Annotated in this window: 13 protein-coding genes; 8 read left to right on the forward strand and 5 right to left on the reverse strand. The window is 69.3% G+C overall.

The genetic code is table 11. From position 1 onward, the window contains the following. Positions 1 to 103: 103 nt before the first annotated feature. Together ACWEOO_RS15660 and ACWEOO_RS15665 are read left to right on the forward strand one after the other, a co-directional pair. Positions 104 to 484, forward strand: coding sequence for a MarR family winged helix-turn-helix transcriptional regulator (locus ACWEOO_RS15660; RefSeq protein ID WP_355693484.1), 381 nt, complete (start codon positions 104 to 106; stop codon positions 482 to 484). A 499-nt stretch (positions 485 to 983) separates the two neighbouring features. Beyond that, positions 984 to 2,450 carry a molybdopterin-dependent oxidoreductase gene (locus tag ACWEOO_RS15665; RefSeq protein WP_359934705.1) on the forward strand — a complete coding sequence of 489 codons (1,467 nt, stop codon included), beginning with the start codon at positions 984 to 986 and terminating at the stop codon, positions 2,448 to 2,450. Here the strand turns inward: ACWEOO_RS15665 and ACWEOO_RS15670 are convergent. Next, positions 2,431 to 3,042: a TetR/AcrR family transcriptional regulator gene (locus tag ACWEOO_RS15670; protein WP_452143540.1), complete on the reverse strand. Its 612-nt coding sequence runs from the start codon at positions 3,040 to 3,042 to the stop codon at positions 2,431 to 2,433. The genes ACWEOO_RS15665 and ACWEOO_RS15670 overlap by 20 nt on opposite strands. A 56-nt stretch (positions 3,043 to 3,098) precedes the next feature. Between ACWEOO_RS15670 and ACWEOO_RS15675 the strand changes: the two genes are divergently transcribed. Both ACWEOO_RS15675 and ACWEOO_RS15680 read left to right on the forward strand, forming a co-directional pair. Beyond that, a complete protein-coding gene (locus tag ACWEOO_RS15675) occupies positions 3,099 to 3,800 on the forward strand; it encodes a hypothetical protein (RefSeq protein ID WP_452143541.1) in 702 nt (233 codons plus the stop codon). Beyond that, positions 3,797 to 5,860 (forward strand): YhgE/Pip family protein, encoded by a 2,064-nt coding sequence (locus ACWEOO_RS15680; RefSeq protein WP_452143542.1) that lies wholly within the window; start codon positions 3,797 to 3,799, stop codon positions 5,858 to 5,860. The genes ACWEOO_RS15675 and ACWEOO_RS15680 overlap by 4 nt, the downstream gene beginning before the upstream one ends. On the opposite strand, the gene ACWEOO_RS15685 is transcribed toward ACWEOO_RS15680, so the two are convergent. The 4 genes from ACWEOO_RS15685 to ACWEOO_RS15700 all read right to left on the reverse strand — a co-directional run bounded on the left by ACWEOO_RS15685 (position 5,857) and on the right by ACWEOO_RS15700 (position 10,082). Beyond that, positions 5,857 to 7,098 carry a hypothetical protein gene (locus ACWEOO_RS15685; protein ID WP_452143543.1) on the reverse strand — a complete coding sequence of 414 codons (1,242 nt, stop codon included), beginning with the start codon at positions 7,096 to 7,098 and terminating at the stop codon, positions 5,857 to 5,859. The genes ACWEOO_RS15680 and ACWEOO_RS15685 overlap by 4 nt on opposite strands. Before the next feature lie 70 nt (positions 7,099 to 7,168). Next, positions 7,169 to 8,062 (reverse strand): N-acetylglucosamine kinase, encoded by an 894-nt coding sequence (locus ACWEOO_RS15690; RefSeq protein WP_452143544.1) that lies wholly within the window; start codon positions 8,060 to 8,062, stop codon positions 7,169 to 7,171. Positions 8,063 to 8,133: 71 nt separating this feature from the next. Next, positions 8,134 to 8,772: a hypothetical protein gene (locus ACWEOO_RS15695; protein WP_452143545.1), complete on the reverse strand. Its 639-nt coding sequence runs from the start codon at positions 8,770 to 8,772 to the stop codon at positions 8,134 to 8,136. Positions 8,773 to 9,869: 1,097 nt separating this feature from the next. Further along, entirely contained in the window at positions 9,870 to 10,082 is a 213-nt protein-coding gene (locus ACWEOO_RS15700; RefSeq protein ID WP_452143546.1) for a hypothetical protein, read from the reverse strand. Positions 10,083 to 10,448: 366 nt separating this feature from the next. On the opposite strand from ACWEOO_RS15700, the gene ACWEOO_RS15705 reads away from it, so the two are divergent. From ACWEOO_RS15705 to ACWEOO_RS15720, 4 genes are all read left to right on the forward strand, one after another. Continuing rightward, complete coding sequence (locus ACWEOO_RS15705; protein ID WP_452143547.1) at positions 10,449 to 11,237, forward strand: TIGR03084 family metal-binding protein; 789 nt, start codon at positions 10,449 to 10,451, stop codon at positions 11,235 to 11,237. Then, on the forward strand, positions 11,234 to 12,943 hold the full coding sequence (locus ACWEOO_RS15710; protein ID WP_452143548.1) for an acyclic terpene utilization AtuA family protein: 1,710 nt from the start codon (positions 11,234 to 11,236) through the stop codon (positions 12,941 to 12,943). The genes ACWEOO_RS15705 and ACWEOO_RS15710 overlap by 4 nt, the downstream gene beginning before the upstream one ends. Beyond that, positions 12,940 to 14,049, forward strand: a complete 1,110-nt coding sequence (locus ACWEOO_RS15715) for an acyl-CoA dehydrogenase family protein (protein ID WP_452143549.1) — start codon at positions 12,940 to 12,942, stop codon at positions 14,047 to 14,049. The genes ACWEOO_RS15710 and ACWEOO_RS15715 overlap by 4 nt, the downstream gene beginning before the upstream one ends. Positions 14,050 to 14,123: 74 nt before the next feature. Continuing rightward, complete coding sequence (locus ACWEOO_RS15720) at positions 14,124 to 15,659, forward strand: acyl-CoA carboxylase subunit beta (RefSeq protein WP_452143550.1); 1,536 nt, start codon at positions 14,124 to 14,126, stop codon at positions 15,657 to 15,659. Positions 15,660 to 15,663 lie beyond the last annotated feature (4 nt).

The raw sequence follows: 15,663 nt of genomic DNA on the forward strand, positions 1-15,663 counted from the left end.
ACCCTGGGAGAGCGACGTGCTGACGGCCTACGGCCTGTTGCGAGAAGCAGCAGCAGAGCTGGATCACCTGATGCGCCATTCTCTGAAGCGCAGTGGACTGCAAATGGCAATGTTCGAACTGTTGCTGCGGCTTGCCCGCAGCCACGGTGAGAAACAGCGTCTGACCTCTCTCGCCCGGGAGCTGACCGTCACCACCGGCGGCATCACCCGGCTGGTCGACCGTGCCGAGAACCTCGGCCTGGTCCGCCGCGAGCCTTGCCCTGACGACGCCCGCGGCTCGTTCGCGGTCCTGACCGAGGAGGGGAAGCGGCGGCTGCGCGAAGCACTGCCGGACCACCTGCTCGAGATCGACAGCCTCTGGATGTCCCAGCTGGCCGACGAGCGGGACGTCGTCCTCGGCAAGCTCCGCCGAGTCCGGGACAACGCCCGCCGCTGGCCGAACGGCCGCCCGGGCCTCGGGCCGATCACGCCCGACCGGATCTGACCGACTTCACAACCACACAAGAGCATTACCCGCGACTAACGGATGGGGCGCCCGACTGGTGTCGGGCGCCCCGCCGCGTAATGGTTGAGAAGTGAAACAACCCCCGGATCAGCCGCGACCCGGCAGCACCACGTCCCACGAGGCCGGCGTCGGCCGGCCCGGAGGAAGTACGTCGCCGGCCAGCTCCGGCGGTCCCGTGAACCAGCCCGGCGACTGGCCCACCTACGCGCCGGGCGGTGCGGGTGAGGTCGGCCGCGAAACCGGCGATCAGTCGACCGGCGGATCGGCCCGAACCTCGGACGGTGCGTCGACGCACGTATCGGCCAGTGGATCGGCCGGCGGAACGGACGGCGGATCGGGCCGCCGCGAATCGGACAGTAGATCGGCCCGCGCATCGGATGGTGGATCGGGCGGCGAATCCGGCGGTGGATCGGGACGTGGGGGCGGATCTCGGGCAGCTGCGCGGGGCGTTTGGTGGCGTGGTGCGGTTGGTGGGGTTTTGGCTGCTCTTGCCGGGCTGGCCGTCGGGAGCGTGGCGGCGGGCGTTCTGGGGACACCGCAGACGCCGGTGGTGGCGATCGGGTCGGCGTTCATCGACCGGGTGCCGCCCTGGATGAAGGATCTCGCGATCTCCTGGTTCGGGACGCACGACAAGACCGCGCTTCGGGTCGGCATCCTGATCGTCGTCGCGGCCCTCGCCGCGGTCGGCGGGATTCTCGCCGTACGGCGGTTCTGGGCCGGCGCCCTGATCACGATCGCACTCGCCGGTGTGGCGGTCGCCGCAGCTGTCACCCGCGCCGACTCCGGCCAGACCGGGTTCCTCCCGTCGGCGCTCGCCGGTGTGACCGCCTTGGTCATCCTCAGACTCTTCAGCCGCCGGCTCGAACCGCTGCTCGACTTCCCGGACGACGGCGTCAGTCGCCGCGGCTTCTTGCAGTTGTCGGCCGGTGTCGCGCTCGGCTCCGCCGCGGTCGCCGCGGCCGGCAAGATCGTCGGCGGGAACCGCGCCGCCGTGGCGGACGCCCGCAAGCAGCTCCGCCTTCCGCAGCCGCCGACCCTGGCGCCGCCCGCCGGTGTCCAGGCCGACGGCGCCGTACCGTGGGCGACTGCGAACGAGGACTTCTACCGCATCGACACCGCGCTCTCGGTGCCGCAGATCGTGCCCGCGGACTGGAAGCTGCGCATCCACGGCATGGTCGACCGCGAGCTCACCCTGAGCTTCGACGACCTGCTCAAGCGCCAGGTCATCCACAAGTGGGTCACGTTGACGTGCGTGAGCAACGAAGTCGGCGGCGACCTGATCGGCAACGCGTTGTGGTCCGGCGTACTGCTGAAGGACCTGCTCGAGGAGGCCGGTCCGGCGCGGGACGCGGACGCGATCCAGTCGACGTCGAAGGACGGGTTCACCGCCGGTACGCCGCTGCCGACGTTGCTCGACGACCGGCAGGCGATGCTCGCGTTCGCGATGAACGGTGAGCCGTTGCCGGTCGAGCACGGGTTCCCGGTGCGGATCGTCGTCCCGGGGCTGTACGGCTACGTGTCGGCGACGAAGTGGCTGGTGGACATCGAGGTCACCCGGTTCGACCGGTTCGAGGCGTACTGGACGCCGCGCGGGTGGTCGGCGCTCGGCCCGATCAAGTTGTCGTCGCGGATCGACACTCCGCTCGGAAAGAAGGTTGACCCGGGACCGGTGACGGTCGCCGGCGTGGCCTGGGACCAGCACGTCGGGGTGTCCAAGGTCGAGGTCCGGGTCGACGGGGGCCCTTGGCAACAAGCCACGCTGGCTACGGACCCGTCGATCGACACCTGGCGGCAGTGGCACTGGACGTGGAACGCGCCGCGCGGCACGCACGTGCTGCAGGTCCGGGCGTTCGACGCGAAGGGCAATCCGCAGGTCGAGTCGTCGGCGCCACCGGCTCCGGACGGCGCGACCGGACTGCACACGGTCAGCGTGAAGGTCGGCTGACCGCGTCCAGCACCATCGGCAGGAACGTGTGCTCGAGCGACCCGGCCGGCACCTTCCGCGGCTCGAGCAGGCTCTGCGAGCGAGCCCCTTCGTGCAGCGCGATCACCATCCGGACGAACTGCTCCGCAGGAACGGTCAGCTCCAGCCCGCCGGCCTCGGCGATCTGCTCGACCAGTCCGGTCAGACTCGTGCGGAACATCGCACGCTGCCGGTTCAGCGCCTCGGCCGCCGCCGGGTCGCGCAGTGCGTGCAGCGTGAACTCGGCCGAGATCAGGTGCCACTGCCGCTGATCGGGCGCGGCCTCGTCGAGCAGCCCCAGTACGGCGTCGAGCAGCGTGCCGGGCTGCGTGGCGAGCTCGGGGAGCAGCGCCTCGATCTGCTCCAGCAGCCGGTCGGTCGTGGCCTGGAACAGCGCGAGCACCAACTCGTCCTTGGACCCGAAGTTCGAGTAGAAGGCGCCGCGGGTGAATCCGGCCCGCTCGCAGATGTCCTCCACCGACGCGCCGTGGAAGCCGCGCTCGGCGAACACCTCCAGGGCTCCCTCGAGAAGTCGGGCCCGGGTGTTGGAGCGGCGGCGCTTGGGCGTTTCCATAGGAGTAGGATACAGTTCTGTATTGAATACACAACCGTATTGAACGGGGATGCAGGATGGAGCTCGAGGCCACCGGGATCAGCGTGCGGGGTCCGCATGCGCCGATGCTGCACGCCACGTCACTGTCGGTCGCGGATCATCAGGTCGTGCTGTTGACCGGATATCCGGGCGCCGGCCACGTGGCAGCGTCACTCGGTCTGTCCGGGCGGCTGAAGCTCGACACCGGTTCGGTCCGCCTCGACGGCAAGGCTGAGCCGGCCCTGCTGCGACGACACGTTGCTGTGGTCGACGCGCCGGGCATCACCGAGCCGGACGACGCCCTGCCCGTTCAGACCGTTGTGGGCGAGGAGTTGGCCATCGCGGGTCGCAAGGCCGGGCGTAAGGCCGTTCTGGAGTGGCTGAACGAGCACGACGCGGCAGAGCACGCCGACAAGCGGTTCGAGCACCTCCCGGTCGCCGTGCGCACCAGACTGCTCACAGAGCTCACGGTGGCGCGCCCCGACGTACAGGTGGTCATTCTGACCATGCCGGATCGCCACGGGGGCGATCCGCACGGCTGGTATGAGCTGGGCCGCGGGTTGGCGGCACAGGGGTACGGCGTGATCATCACGTGCTCTGACGCGTCGGCCCGGCTGCTGGACGTCAAGGCCGCCCGGATGGGTGAGACGGACCAGCCCGACCCGGTGCAGGTCACCCCGATCGCTCCGGTGGAGCCAGTCACCCCAATCGAGGAAGAAGAAGTGGAGACAGAGGCGTGACCGCGCTGCGGATGGCCCTGAGTGAGTTACGGCGCCTGACGGCCGGACGGCTGCCCAAACTGGCCGTGGTGGCGCTGCTGCTGGTGCCCGTGCTGTACGGCGGCCTGTACCTGTACGCGAACCACGACCCGTACGGCCGGCTGAACAAGATCCCGACCGCGGTCGTCGTCGAGGACGCGGGTACGACGCTCGCGACCGGCGAAAAGCTCAACGTGGGACCGCAGGTCGCGGACGAACTGGTGAAGTCGAAGAGCTTCGACTGGCACCAGGTGGACCGTGCCGACGCGACCCAGGGGGTGTCCGACGGCAAGTACGAGTTCGCTCTGGTGCTGCCGAAGACCTTCTCGGCCGACCTGGCGTCGAGTGCGGACTTCACCCCGCGGCAGGCGGAGCTGGAGCTGCTGACGAACGACGCCAACAACTACATCGCGCACACGATCGCCAACCAGGTCGTCGCGCAGGTGACGAAGACGGTCGCGTCACAGGTCAGCGAGACCGCGGCATCGCAGCTGCTGGCCGGGTACAACACCATCCACAAGAACGTGAGTTCCGCAGCCGCCGGTGCCGCCAAGCTGCAGAACGGGCTGACGTCGGCTGCGACCGGCGTCGCGAAGCTGCAGTCCGGTGCGTCGCAACTCAACACCGCACAGAAGCAGCTGTCTGCCGGCGCGACACAGCTGGCCGCCGGGGCGACCCAGGCGTCGCAGGGCGCGTCATCCTTGGCGACCGGCGCAGGAAAGCTCGACAACGGTCTGGATACGCTGCAGGAGAAGACCGCAGCGCTGCCGAAGCAGACGAAGCAGCTGGCGGCCGGTGCGGATCAGGTTGCTGACGGCAACGAAAAGATCGCCGGCGCGGGACGTCAGGTGGCGACCGCGTCCAGCACGCTGGTGAAGGACCTCAAGACCTTCGACACCCAGCTGGCGGCGCGGTTGCGAGCCCAGGGGCTGAGCCAGCACCAGATCAACGTGGTGCTGACCGAGACGGCGAAGCTGCGCGCACCCGTCGTACAGGCGAACACCAAGATCCAGTCGACGTCCAAGCAGCTCAACACGCTCGCCACCGGGGCGCGGAAGGTGTCGAACGGCGCTTCCGCGCTGGCCAAGGCGACACCGGCTCTGACGAACGGCATCCGTACGGCGTCCAGTGGGGCGCATCAGCTCAGCACAGGCGCCAGCCAGCTCAAGACTGGGCTGGGCACCCTGCAGACCGGTGCACAGAAGCTCGCTGCTGGAGAGAAGCAGGCCGTGACCGGGCAGGGGCAGTTGCTGACCGGTGCGAACAGCCTGGCGACCGGTGTGGGTCAACTGAAGACCGGTGCGACGCAACTGAGCACCGGCCTGCAGAACGGCGTGAAGCAGATCCCCAACCCGTCAGCGGATCAGCGCAAGGCGGTCGCCGAGACGCTCGGTGCACCCGTCACGCTGCAGAACGTCTCGCAGGCCACCGCCGACAGCTACGGCGCCGGTCTGGCTCCGTTCTTCCTCTGCCTTGCCTGCTGGATCGGTGCGTACGTCCTGTTTCTGCTGGTGCGGCCGCTGTCACCGCGAGCGCTCGCGGCCTTGCAGTCGCCGTTCCGGGTGGCGCTCGGCGGCTGGTTGCCGCCTGCGCTGTTCGGCGCGATCCAGGCCACGCTGGTCTTCGTCGCCGTCGTCCTCGGCCTCGGCATCCACGCCGCGCACCCGTGGCTGACCGTCGGCTTCCTGATCCTGACGTCGTTCACCTTCGTCGCGATCCTGCACGCGCTGTCCGCGTGGTTCGGCGCTGTGGGCAAGTTCCTCGGCCTGGTCCTGATGGTCATCCAGCTGGTCAGCGCCGGCGGCACGTTCCCGTGGCAGACGATTCCGGGGCCGCTGTACTTCTTCCACCACGCCCTGCCGATGAGTTACGCCATCGACGGCGTCCGCCACCTGATGTACGGCGGCCCGGGTGCCTCCCTCGGCGGAGACCTCCTGGCCCTCGCCCTCTGGTTCACCGCCGCCCTCACCGCTTCCACCCTCGCCGCCCGCAACCAACGCGTATGGCCGGCCAAGAAGCTTCAGCCAGAGCTGGCTCTCTAGCTGTTCACGAAGGTCGCGGTGCGGCTGATGAGTTCGTGCGTCGTCGGTTGGTCGAAGAAGGTGATGAGGGCTTCGTAGGTGCCTGCCTCGGCGGCCGACGGGTCCACCACGTAGCCGTAGTAGCCGTCGGTGTAGCCGACGACCCGGGTGACGGGGTAGATGCTGTCGGACTGGAGGCAGGCGCCGTGGACCGCGAACAGCTCGACCGGAAGATTGATCCAGCACACGTCGCCCATGGTGACCCTGCTGATGTTGAGGTCCAGAGCCCGCGGCAGCGACGCGGCGGCCATCAGGACCTGGCCGCGGGCTCCGTCCAAGCGGGTCTGCGAGATGCGGCCCGAAGGGTCGTCGGCCGTGCTGACCCGGCTCTCCACAACGGACGCCAGCCTCTCGGACTCGTCCACAGGCGGGACCGATCGCACAGGCAAAGTCAGAGTGGTACGACGGATTGCCGGCGCCGACTGCGGTAGCTCGAGCCCCGGACCGGCCAGAGCTTCACGGAGACGCGCGGCCAGCAACCCACCCAGCCGGGCGACCTCGGCCGCGCCGCGACCCTGACGCGTGAAGCGCGGACTGACGTCACCGGCCGCACCTTGCAGAAAGCCGACCACAGTGGGAGCCAAGGCGGCACGGGCGGCGCCGGGCCAGTCGGCGGAGTACTGCAGGTTCTCCGGGCCGTACGTCGTCGGGTGGCACGCGAAGTCCAGCAGCACCGCCTCGAGAGCGCCGGAGGCGCCGTGCAACGCGAGGATGCCGGCGGTGTTGTCGTGCGGACCGTTCTTGCGATGCCGGTTGGTCCCGACGCCGACGACCTCGATCGAATGCCAACTCGCCGTCACCGGCTGCAGCTCCAGCCGGGCCCCGCGCACCGCGCCGACCAACGAGTCGACCAGCACACATTCGCGTTCGGCCGGGATCACCGGATGGATCTCACCGGTCCACCCGGACGGCCCGGAGTGCGTGTGCGACGCGGACACCACGACCTGCGACGGCGGGATGCCGGCGGCGGCTCCGGCGGCAGCCGCGAGCTCCGATGAGAGCGCGCTCCCGACGGCGATCGCGTCGAGCGTGAGCCACAGCACGCCCGGATCATCCTTGGTGGACAACCAGATCAGCGTTGCGCGGAGCGGGTCCGCGGTGCCGGTCGATAGCCCGGCGCGGGCGGCGTACCCGTCGAGCCGATGGCCGGGCGGCGGCGTGACGTCCAAGGACGTCGCGGCCAGAAGGAGTTCGTTCACGTGAAGTCTCCAGCTGTCGTACCGGCTCGGATCGGACGATGCCTGCCAAGATATACGGTCAACACCGTAATTATCGAGGATGCGGATGCGCGACGATCAGGTCGGCGTACGGCCCCACCGAACCCGTGGCGAGACGTTCGGCGCCGTCGAGCGAGTTGCCGGCCGCCACTGTCAGTCTTGCTCGCCCGGGCAAGGCCTCGCGGACCGGCGTCAGCAACTGTTCCCCAGCGCCGTCGAACAGGCCGCCGACGCACGCGACCGGCACCGGCCCTTCGCCGGCCAGTTGGGCGACCGCGGCGCCGATCGTCTCGGCGATGTCGCCGGCCGCCTGGACCAGCAACTCGACGGCGACCGGATCCCCTTCGCCCGCACACCGCAGTACCTCGGGGGCGAACCGGGCCACGTCGTCGACCAGCGTGGTCGACCGGTAGAGCGCGACCGGGTCGAGCGCGGTGTCCGCGAGCTTCGTCATCGGACCGCGGCCGTCCCGGGCCCGCTGGACGGCGACCAGGCCGGCGCGACCGATCGCGAACGCACTGCCGGCGTCGCCGAACAGGTATCCGTGGCCGTCGAGCTTGCGCCACGTACCGTCGCGATCCACCGCGAGACAGACCAGCCCCGTGCCGGCGGCCACCACCACGCCGTACCCGTCCGGTAACGCGCCGGCGTGGGCCGTGACCATGTCCTGGGTCAGGCGCACCTCGCCGGCGTCGAGCAGCTCAGCGACATCGGCGGCGAACCGCTCGGCAGCGCCGTGGGCCTGCGGGTAGCCGGTCAGGCCGAGCGCGACGACGTCCACCTGGCCGTCCACCTCGGCCTCGGCCGCGGCGATGCGGATCGCGTCCAGCAGCTTGGACACGGCATCAGGTCCGTGCGTGTAGCCGGGCCCTTGGCCGGTGCGTCCGGACGGGAGGACACGAAGACGGAGCGCGGACTGGCCGCCGTCGATGGCGATGCGCGTCATTGGATGGTCCCGGGGTGGATAGTCCTGACAATTCCTGACAATGCTGAAAGGAGAGTACCCACACGATCCCGCTACCGGGGAAGGGCTGCCTCGAACTGATTCAGCAGCGTCGCCAGCCGTACGCCGGTGAGCTGGACGCTCGGGTGCATCCAGTCGTTGAGGATCGGGTCCTCGCCGGCCAGGTGGTCCGACAGCTCGGTCTGGCTCAGCTCGAAGACGTGCGCCGGGTTGCCGGTCAGGTCGACGACGGTCTGCATCAGCCGGCCGACCTGGTCCTCCCAGAGCGCAGCCTCGAGGTCGTCGCGGTCCGGACGGATCAGCAACAGCTCCACGTCGCTGTCGAGCTCACCGTCACCGCGGGCGATCGCGCCGTACACACTCGCGTGCACCGGCGGGATCCGCCAGCCGCCGATCTCGTCGGCGAGCCGGGCGACCAACATCCCGCGGAGATTCGCGAGCTGCTCGACGATCGGCGCGACCAGGTGCTGACGATTGAGGCGGTACAGCAACGAGTTCCCGAGATCGTCCACATGCACGAGCCCGGTCGCAGCCAGCCGCTGCAGCACGAGCCGCACCCCCGCGACACTCCCGGCCCCGGCCAGCTTGTGAATCTGCCGCCCCGACAGCCCGCCCTCGGCCCGGGCCAGCACCTCCAGCACCGGCCCGTCCAACGACGGCACCACAGTGCTGATCGGGCTCTTCAGATCCATGACCCGAACCACAGTAGTGATCACCGCGCCGCGCAAGTAATCACCATGACGGGTCAGCTACCCCGGATCGGCTGGAGACCGACCAGGTCGGGAAGTCGGCAGGAAGTTGAAGCAGCCGTTCGCGCTACCGGCCGGTCGACGGCTCGACGCTGACGTTGGCCGGGCTATGCCGGACGTGTCGGTCGCCGTCATGAGCCGTGGGTTCCACCCGCCGGCGGCTGCTGGTTGTTTCCCGTGCCGCCGAGTCCCGGTGCCTGAGGTTGTGAAGTGGAGGGTTGTCGAGGTTGACCGCCGCGAGGAGGCAGGGACAGGCAGACGGGTGGTAGCGACGCCGGCGTCGGACTCGCCGGCACCGGGTTGCGGACCACGTTCGGCGGGGTCGTGCGGTAGCCGGCGCCGCGCGTGATCGCGTCCTCGTCATCGCCCTCGTTGTCGTCGCGATCCGCATTGTTCCCTGGGCGAGCAGGCCGGCTGGTGGGCGTCGGGCCTGGTGCCGGTCCGCCACCTAGCTGCGGCGGTGGGCACATCGCCTGGGCGGACGTGGAACCCGGCGACGGTTCGGCGTTCGGCGCGTTCTCAGCTGGATCTGAGGCGCTCTTACCTGTCCGGGAGTCGGCCAGCAGACCTTGATCGAATCCGAGCATCATCAGTCCCGTACCGGTCAGACCGGCGACCGTGACACCGGCGGCGGCCGCGGCCGATCGACGCAGCAGAGTGCGTCGGCGGCGGAAAGAAGAGAGAGATGGGTTCGTCATGGCGTCGGCCTCCGTCCGCCACAGCCGCGATCCGCGCGGCCGGCTGTACCGGTCATGCGACTACGGTCGCGAACGAGCGATCAGGCGGACGCCAAGAGAACATCAAATCGAGCTCAAGATCCGCTGCAGTCCTCGCGTGGGCCGCATGAGCACGGCGTTGCTGCACCAACGAATTCAATCATCGGCGTTGGGATCCAGTGGTGGTCAACCGACCGAGCCACAGTCCGTCATCCTGCTGCCGACGAAGGTCACCCGAATGTGGCGGCTGCTGACACGTTTCTTACCGACATGGGAAGGAAGCGTGCAACGTCAGTGCCGACTGCCGGATACCGGTCGGGGTGGTCACCTCGAAGCCCCGGCCCGGGCGGAGCGTTGCTGTCTGGCGGCTTGGCAGCAGACCCATCCGGTGCCGTACGAGGTCGTCGTCCACTGCCACCCGGCGGCGGCGAGCTGATCAGTGATGACTGCCGGCAGTTGCTGCGGGCCGATGTCGCGGGCGATCTCGGCGAGCTGGCCGGTCAGGAGCGGGCCGTCGCCGCAGGCCAGGCAGGCCATCGCGTAGACGGTGTGTGGCTGGCACCGTCCACAGTGCCGCGTAACCACAGAAGCTCCCGCTGTAGCCGTTGCGTTTCCAGGCACGGCGAGGTTCACCAGGCCTGGAGGACCCGGGCGCGGTGTACGGCGTACTGCCTGCGCCGATCGCCAGCCGCGGGTACGGGCTGACCCAGCCAGGCACCCAGCCACCCTCTTCACTCTTATTTCCCTTCCTGAGATCTCCGAAGAACCTCCGCCCTGTCTTCACGTTCTTCCTTCACGGCTCCCGAAGACTCTTCCCCTCCCTCGCGGAAAACAAGCACGCTTGATTCTTTTTGTGGGGCGTGGGACGCTCGGCTGGACGGGTGGCTCGCGAGGGAGTGTGGCGTGCAACTGGACGAAGTGCTGGCGGATCTTTGGGCTGAGAGTGCTGAGCTGGATCGGTTGGTGGGTGGCCTCGCCGCGGAGGAGTGGGCTACGCCTACGCCGGCTGAGGGGTGGACGATCGCGCATCAGATCGCTCATCTGACCTGGACCGACGAGGCGACGCAGCTGGCCGTGACCGACCCTGAGGCGTTCAAGGCGTCGCTACAGACGGCCGCAGCGAGTCCCACGACGTACGTCGACGACGGCGCCGCGGAGACTGCCGCGTTGCCGCCGGACCAGCTGCTGACCTACTGGCGGGAGACCCGGGCCGAGGTTGCCGAGGTGCTGAAGAAGGTGCCGCCGGGTGAGAAGGTGCTGTGGTACGGCCCGCCGATGAGTCCGACGTCGATGGCGACGGCGCGTCTGATGGAGACGTGGGCCCACGGGCAGGACGTGTTCGACGCCCTCGGCGTCCAACGCCAGCCGTCGAACCGTCTGCGGCACGTCGCGCATCTCGCGGTCCGCACGCGGGACTTCGCGTACCTGCTCAACGACCGCAAGCCGCCCGCCGAGCCGTTCCGTGTCGAACTGACCGGGCCGGACGGTGACGTGTGGACCTGGGGTCCTGAGGATGCAGCGCAGCGGGTGACCGCGCCCGCTCTCGACTTCTGCCTGCTCGCGACGCAACGCCGGCACCGGGACGACCTGTCCGTGCGAGCGGAGGGTGCGGACGCCGAGGAGTGGTTGGGGATCATCCAGGCCTTCGCCGGGTTGCCGGGGAAGGGGCGTCGGGCGGGGCAGTTCGGATGACTGAGGCGCTGCGCATCGGTAACGCGTCCGGGTTCTACGGGGACCGGTTCAGCGCGGTGCAGGAGATGCTGACCGGCGGGCCGCTGGATGTGCTGACGGGCGATTACCTGGCCGAGCTGACGATGCTCATCCTCGGGCGGGACCGGATGAAGGACCCGGGCCTGGGTTATGCGAAGACGTTCCTCAAGCAGCTCGAGACCGGGTTGGGCGAGGCGCTCGACCGGGGCGTGAAGATCGTCAGCAACGCGGGCGGTCTCAACCCGTCGGGGCTCGCCGCGGCGATCACCGACCTGGCGGAGCGGCTCGGGTTGCATCCGAAGATCGCGTACGTCGAAGGCGACGATCTCGTCGGCCGAGCACAGGAGCTGCGGCTGGGCGCGCCGTTGACCGCCAATGCGTACCTGGGCGCTTGGGGTATCGCCGAGGCACTGCAGGCCGGTGCGGACGTGGTGGTGACCGGGCGCGTAACGGATGCCTCCGTGATCGTCGGCCCGGCCGCGGCACACCACGGCTGGAAGCGGACGCAGTACGACGAACTCGCCGGGGCGGTCGTCGCCGGGCACGTGATCGAGTGCGGTTGTCAGGCGACCGGCGGGAACTACGCGTTCTTCACCGAGATCCGCGACTTCGGGCGGCCCGGGTTCCCGATCGCGGAGATCCACGCGGACGGCAGCAGCGTGATCACCAAGCACGACAACACCGGCGGCGCGGTCACGATCGACACGGTCAAGGCGCAGCTGCTGTACGAGGTCGGCGACGCCCGGTACGCCGGTCCGGACGTCACAACCCGCCTCGACACGATCGAGCTCACCGCCGACGGCCCCGACCGCGTCCGGATCTCCGGGGTCCGCGGCGAAGCCCCGCCGCCGACGTACAAAGTCTCGCTGAACAGCGTCGGCGGTTTCCGCAACGAGGTCGACTTCGTCCTCACCGGGCTGCAACTGGAGCAGAAGGCCGAGCTGGTGCAGCAGCAGCTCGAGCAGGCGCTGCCGAAACGGCCGGCCGAGCTGAAGTGGACGCTGGCCTGGACCGAGAAGCCGAACGCCGAGTCCGAGGAGGAGGCGAGCGTTTTCCTCCGGTGCGCGGTCAAGGACCCGGACCCGAAGGTCGTCGGTCGCGCGTTCAGCAGCGCGGCGATCGAGCTGGCGCTGGCAAGCTACCCCGGCTTCCATGTCACCGCGCCGCCCGGCGACGGTTCGCCGTACGGCGTTTTCCGTGCCGGGTACGTCGACATCCACGAGGTGGAGCACGTCGTCGTACTGCCCGACGGATCGCGGCAGGTCGTCGAGCCCGCGCTCGAGACGCGACCGCTGCGACCGGTCGACGGCATCGAGGCCCCGATGCCGCTGCTGCAGCTGTCCAGCGGACCGCCGCGCACTCGCGAGGTCCCGCTCGGCCGGATCGCCGGCGCGCGATCGGGTGACAAGGGCGGCGACGCGAACGTCGGCGTGTGGGTCCGCGACGAGAAGGACTGGCGCTGGCTCGCGCACACCCTCACGGTCGAGCTGTTCCAGACGCTCCTGCCGGAGACGCGGTCGCTGACCGTCACGCGCTACCTGCTTCCGAACCTGTGGGCGCTGAACTTCGTCGTCGAGGGTCTGCTGGGTGAGGGCGTCGCGGCGCAGGCGCGGTTCGATCCGCAGGCGAAGGCGCTCGGCGAGTGGCTGCGGTCGCGGTACGTCGACGTGCCGGAGGTCCTGTTGTGAACGACTTCCGGGAGTCCGTACGGCGGTTCATGGCGGCCGAGGTGCTGCCGCATCTGGACCAGTGGGAGCGGGACGGCGAGCTGCCGCGGGAGCTGCACAAGAAGGCCGGCGCTCTCGGGTTGCTGGGCGTCGGATTCCCGGAAGCGGTCGGCGGTGGCGGCGGATCGCTGCTCGACGCGATCGACGTCGTCGAGGAGATGCACTACGCGGGTGGCTCCGGCGGCCTCGTGGCCGCACTCCTGACCTGCGGCATCGCACTTCCGCACATTATTGCCAGCGGCAACGAAGAGCAGATCGAGCGGTGGGTTCGGCCGACGTTGGGCGGCGAGTTGATCGGGGCGCTGGCCATCACGGAGCCGGGCGGTGGGTCGGACGTGGCGTCACTTCGTACGACGGCGCGGCGCGAGGGTGACGTGTTCGTGGTGAACGGCGCGAAGACCTTCATCACGTCGGGGTGTCGTGCGGATTTTGTGACGACAGCTGTCCGAACTGACGGCCCGGGGGCGCACGGCATCAGTTTGCTGGTGATCGAGGCTGGGTTCGGGGTGTCGCGGCGGTTGGAGAAGATGGGCTGGCTGTGCTCCGACACGGCCGAGCTGTCGTTCGACAACGTGCGGGTGCCGGTGGGCAACCTGATCGGCGCGCCTGGCAGTGGGTTCGTCCAGCTGGCCGTGAACTTCGTCGCGGAGCGTTTGACGTTGTCTGTGCAGGCCTATGCCGGGGCCCAGCGGGCGCTTGATCTGACCGTCGAATGGTGCCGTCAGCGCGAGACCTTCGGGCGGCCGTTGATTTCTCGGCAGACGGTGCAGCACACGCTGACCGAGATGGCGCGGCGGGTGGATGTGGCGCGGGTCTATGTGCGCGAAGTGGCGCGGCGCGCGGACGCCGGCGAGGACGTGATCGCTGAGACCTGTTTCGCCAAGAACACCGCGGTCGCGGCCGGGCAGTGGGTGTGCGACCAGGCCCTGCAGCTGCACGGCGGCCTCGGGTACATGCGCGGGGCCGAGGTGGAACGCCAGTACCGCGACCAGAAGATCCTCGCCATCGGCGGCGGGACCACCGAGATCCTGACGACCTTGGCGGCGAAACGACTGGGGTTCACATGAACAACTCCGTTACGTCCGAAGTAGTTGCGGCACCTCCCGCCACTTCTTCGGACGCAAGCGCTCATCGGGCGGCGATGTTGGGGAAGTTGGCCGCGCTGGACGTCGAGCACGCGAAGGCGCTGGCGGGCGGCGGGGAGAAGTACGTCGACCGGCACCACCGGCGCGGGAAGCTGCTGGCCCGCGAGCGGATCGAGCTGCTGCTCGACCCGGACTCGTACTTCCTCGAGCTGTCGCCGCTGGCCGGCTGGGGATCCGACTTCACCGTCGGCGCCAGCCTGGTCACGGGCATCGGTGTGGTCGAGGGCGTCGAATGCCTGATCACCGCCAACGACCCGACCGTCAAAGGCGGATCCAGCAACCCGTGGACCCTGAAGAAGGCCTTGCGCGCGGACGAGATCGCGCGGGCGAACCGGCTGCCGGTGATCAGCCTGGTCGAGTCCGGCGGCGCGGACCTGCCGACGCAGAAGGAGATCTTCATCCCTGGCGGCGCGATGTTCCGGAACCTGACCCGGTTGTCGGCCGAGGGGATCCCGACGATCGCGCTGGTGTTCGGCAACTCGACCGCAGGCGGCGCGTACATCCCGGGCATGAGCGACTACGTCGTGATGGTCGACGGCGGCGCGAAGGTGTTCCTGGCCGGGCCGCCGCTGGTGAAGATGGCGACCGGCGAGGACGCGGACGACGAGTCGCTCGGCGGTGCGTCGATGCACGCGCGGCAGTCCGGCCTGGCCGACTACTTCGCGGTCGACGAGCCCGACGCAATCCGGCTCGGGCGGCAGATCGTGTCCCGGCTGAACTGGCGCAAACTCGGTCCGCCGGCCGCCCCGTCGTACGACGGGCCGCGCTTCTCCGCGGACGACCTGCTGGACATCGTGCCGGGTGATCTGAAGGTCCCGTTCGATCCGCGGGACGTGATCGCCCGGGTGGTGGACGGGTCGGTGTTCGACGAGTTCAAGCCGCTGTACGGGTCCTCGCTGGCGACCGGCTGGGCGTCGGTGCACGGCTACCCGGTGGGGATCCTGGCGAACGCGCGCGGCGTGCTGTTCAGCGAGGAGTCGCAGAAGGCCGCGCAGTTCATCCAGCTGGCGAACCGCGCGAACACGCCGCTGATCTTCCTGCACAACACGACCGGCTACATAGTCGGGCAGGAGTACGAGCAGGGCGGCATCATCAAGCACGGCGCGCAGATGATCAACGCGGTCTCGAACTCGAAGGTCCCGCACGTCTCGATCCTGATGGGCGCGTCGTACGGCGCCGGGCACTACGGGATGTGCGGCCGCGCGTTCGATCCGCGGTTCCTGTTCGCATGGCCGTCGGCGAAATCGGCGGTGATGGGCCCGCAACAGCTGGCCGGTGTGCTGTCGATCGTCGCGCGGGCGGCCGCCGACGCGAAGGGGCAGCCGTACGACGAACAGGCCGACCGGCAGATGCGCGCGTACGTCGAAGGTCAGATCGAGGCGGAGTCGCTGCCGATGTTCCTGTCCGGCCGCCTGTACGACGACGGCGTCATCGATCCCCGCGACACCAGAACCGTGCTCGGCATCTGCCTGTCCGCCATCCACTCCGCCCCGGTCGAAGGCACGTCGTCCTTCGGCGTCTTCAGGATGTGACGCG

This window comes from Kribbella sp. NPDC004138 (assembly GCF_053603655.1).

What these genes read in the sequence shown, in the direction of transcription:
- ACWEOO_RS15660 (WP_355693484.1), top strand. Translation starts at nt 104, where the DNA reads ATGGCAATGTTCGAACTGTTGCTGCGGCTTGCCCGCAGCCACGGTGAG.
- ACWEOO_RS15670 (WP_452143540.1), bottom strand. Translation starts at nt 3,042, where the DNA reads ATGGAAACGCCCAAGCGCCGCCGCTCCAACACCCGGGCCCGACTTCTC.
- ACWEOO_RS15675 (WP_452143541.1), top strand. Translation starts at nt 3,099, where the DNA reads ATGGAGCTCGAGGCCACCGGGATCAGCGTGCGGGGTCCGCATGCGCCG.
- ACWEOO_RS15690 (WP_452143544.1), bottom strand. Translation starts at nt 8,062, where the DNA reads ATGACGCGCATCGCCATCGACGGCGGCCAGTCCGCGCTCCGTCTTCGT.
- ACWEOO_RS15695 (WP_452143545.1), bottom strand. Translation starts at nt 8,772, where the DNA reads ATGGATCTGAAGAGCCCGATCAGCACTGTGGTGCCGTCGTTGGACGGG.
- ACWEOO_RS15700 (WP_452143546.1), bottom strand. Translation starts at nt 10,082, where the DNA reads ATGGCCTGCCTGGCCTGCGGCGACGGCCCGCTCCTGACCGGCCAGCTC.
- ACWEOO_RS15710 (WP_452143548.1), top strand. Translation starts at nt 11,234, where the DNA reads ATGACTGAGGCGCTGCGCATCGGTAACGCGTCCGGGTTCTACGGGGAC.
- ACWEOO_RS15720 (WP_452143550.1), top strand. Translation starts at nt 14,124, where the DNA reads ATGTTGGGGAAGTTGGCCGCGCTGGACGTCGAGCACGCGAAGGCGCTG.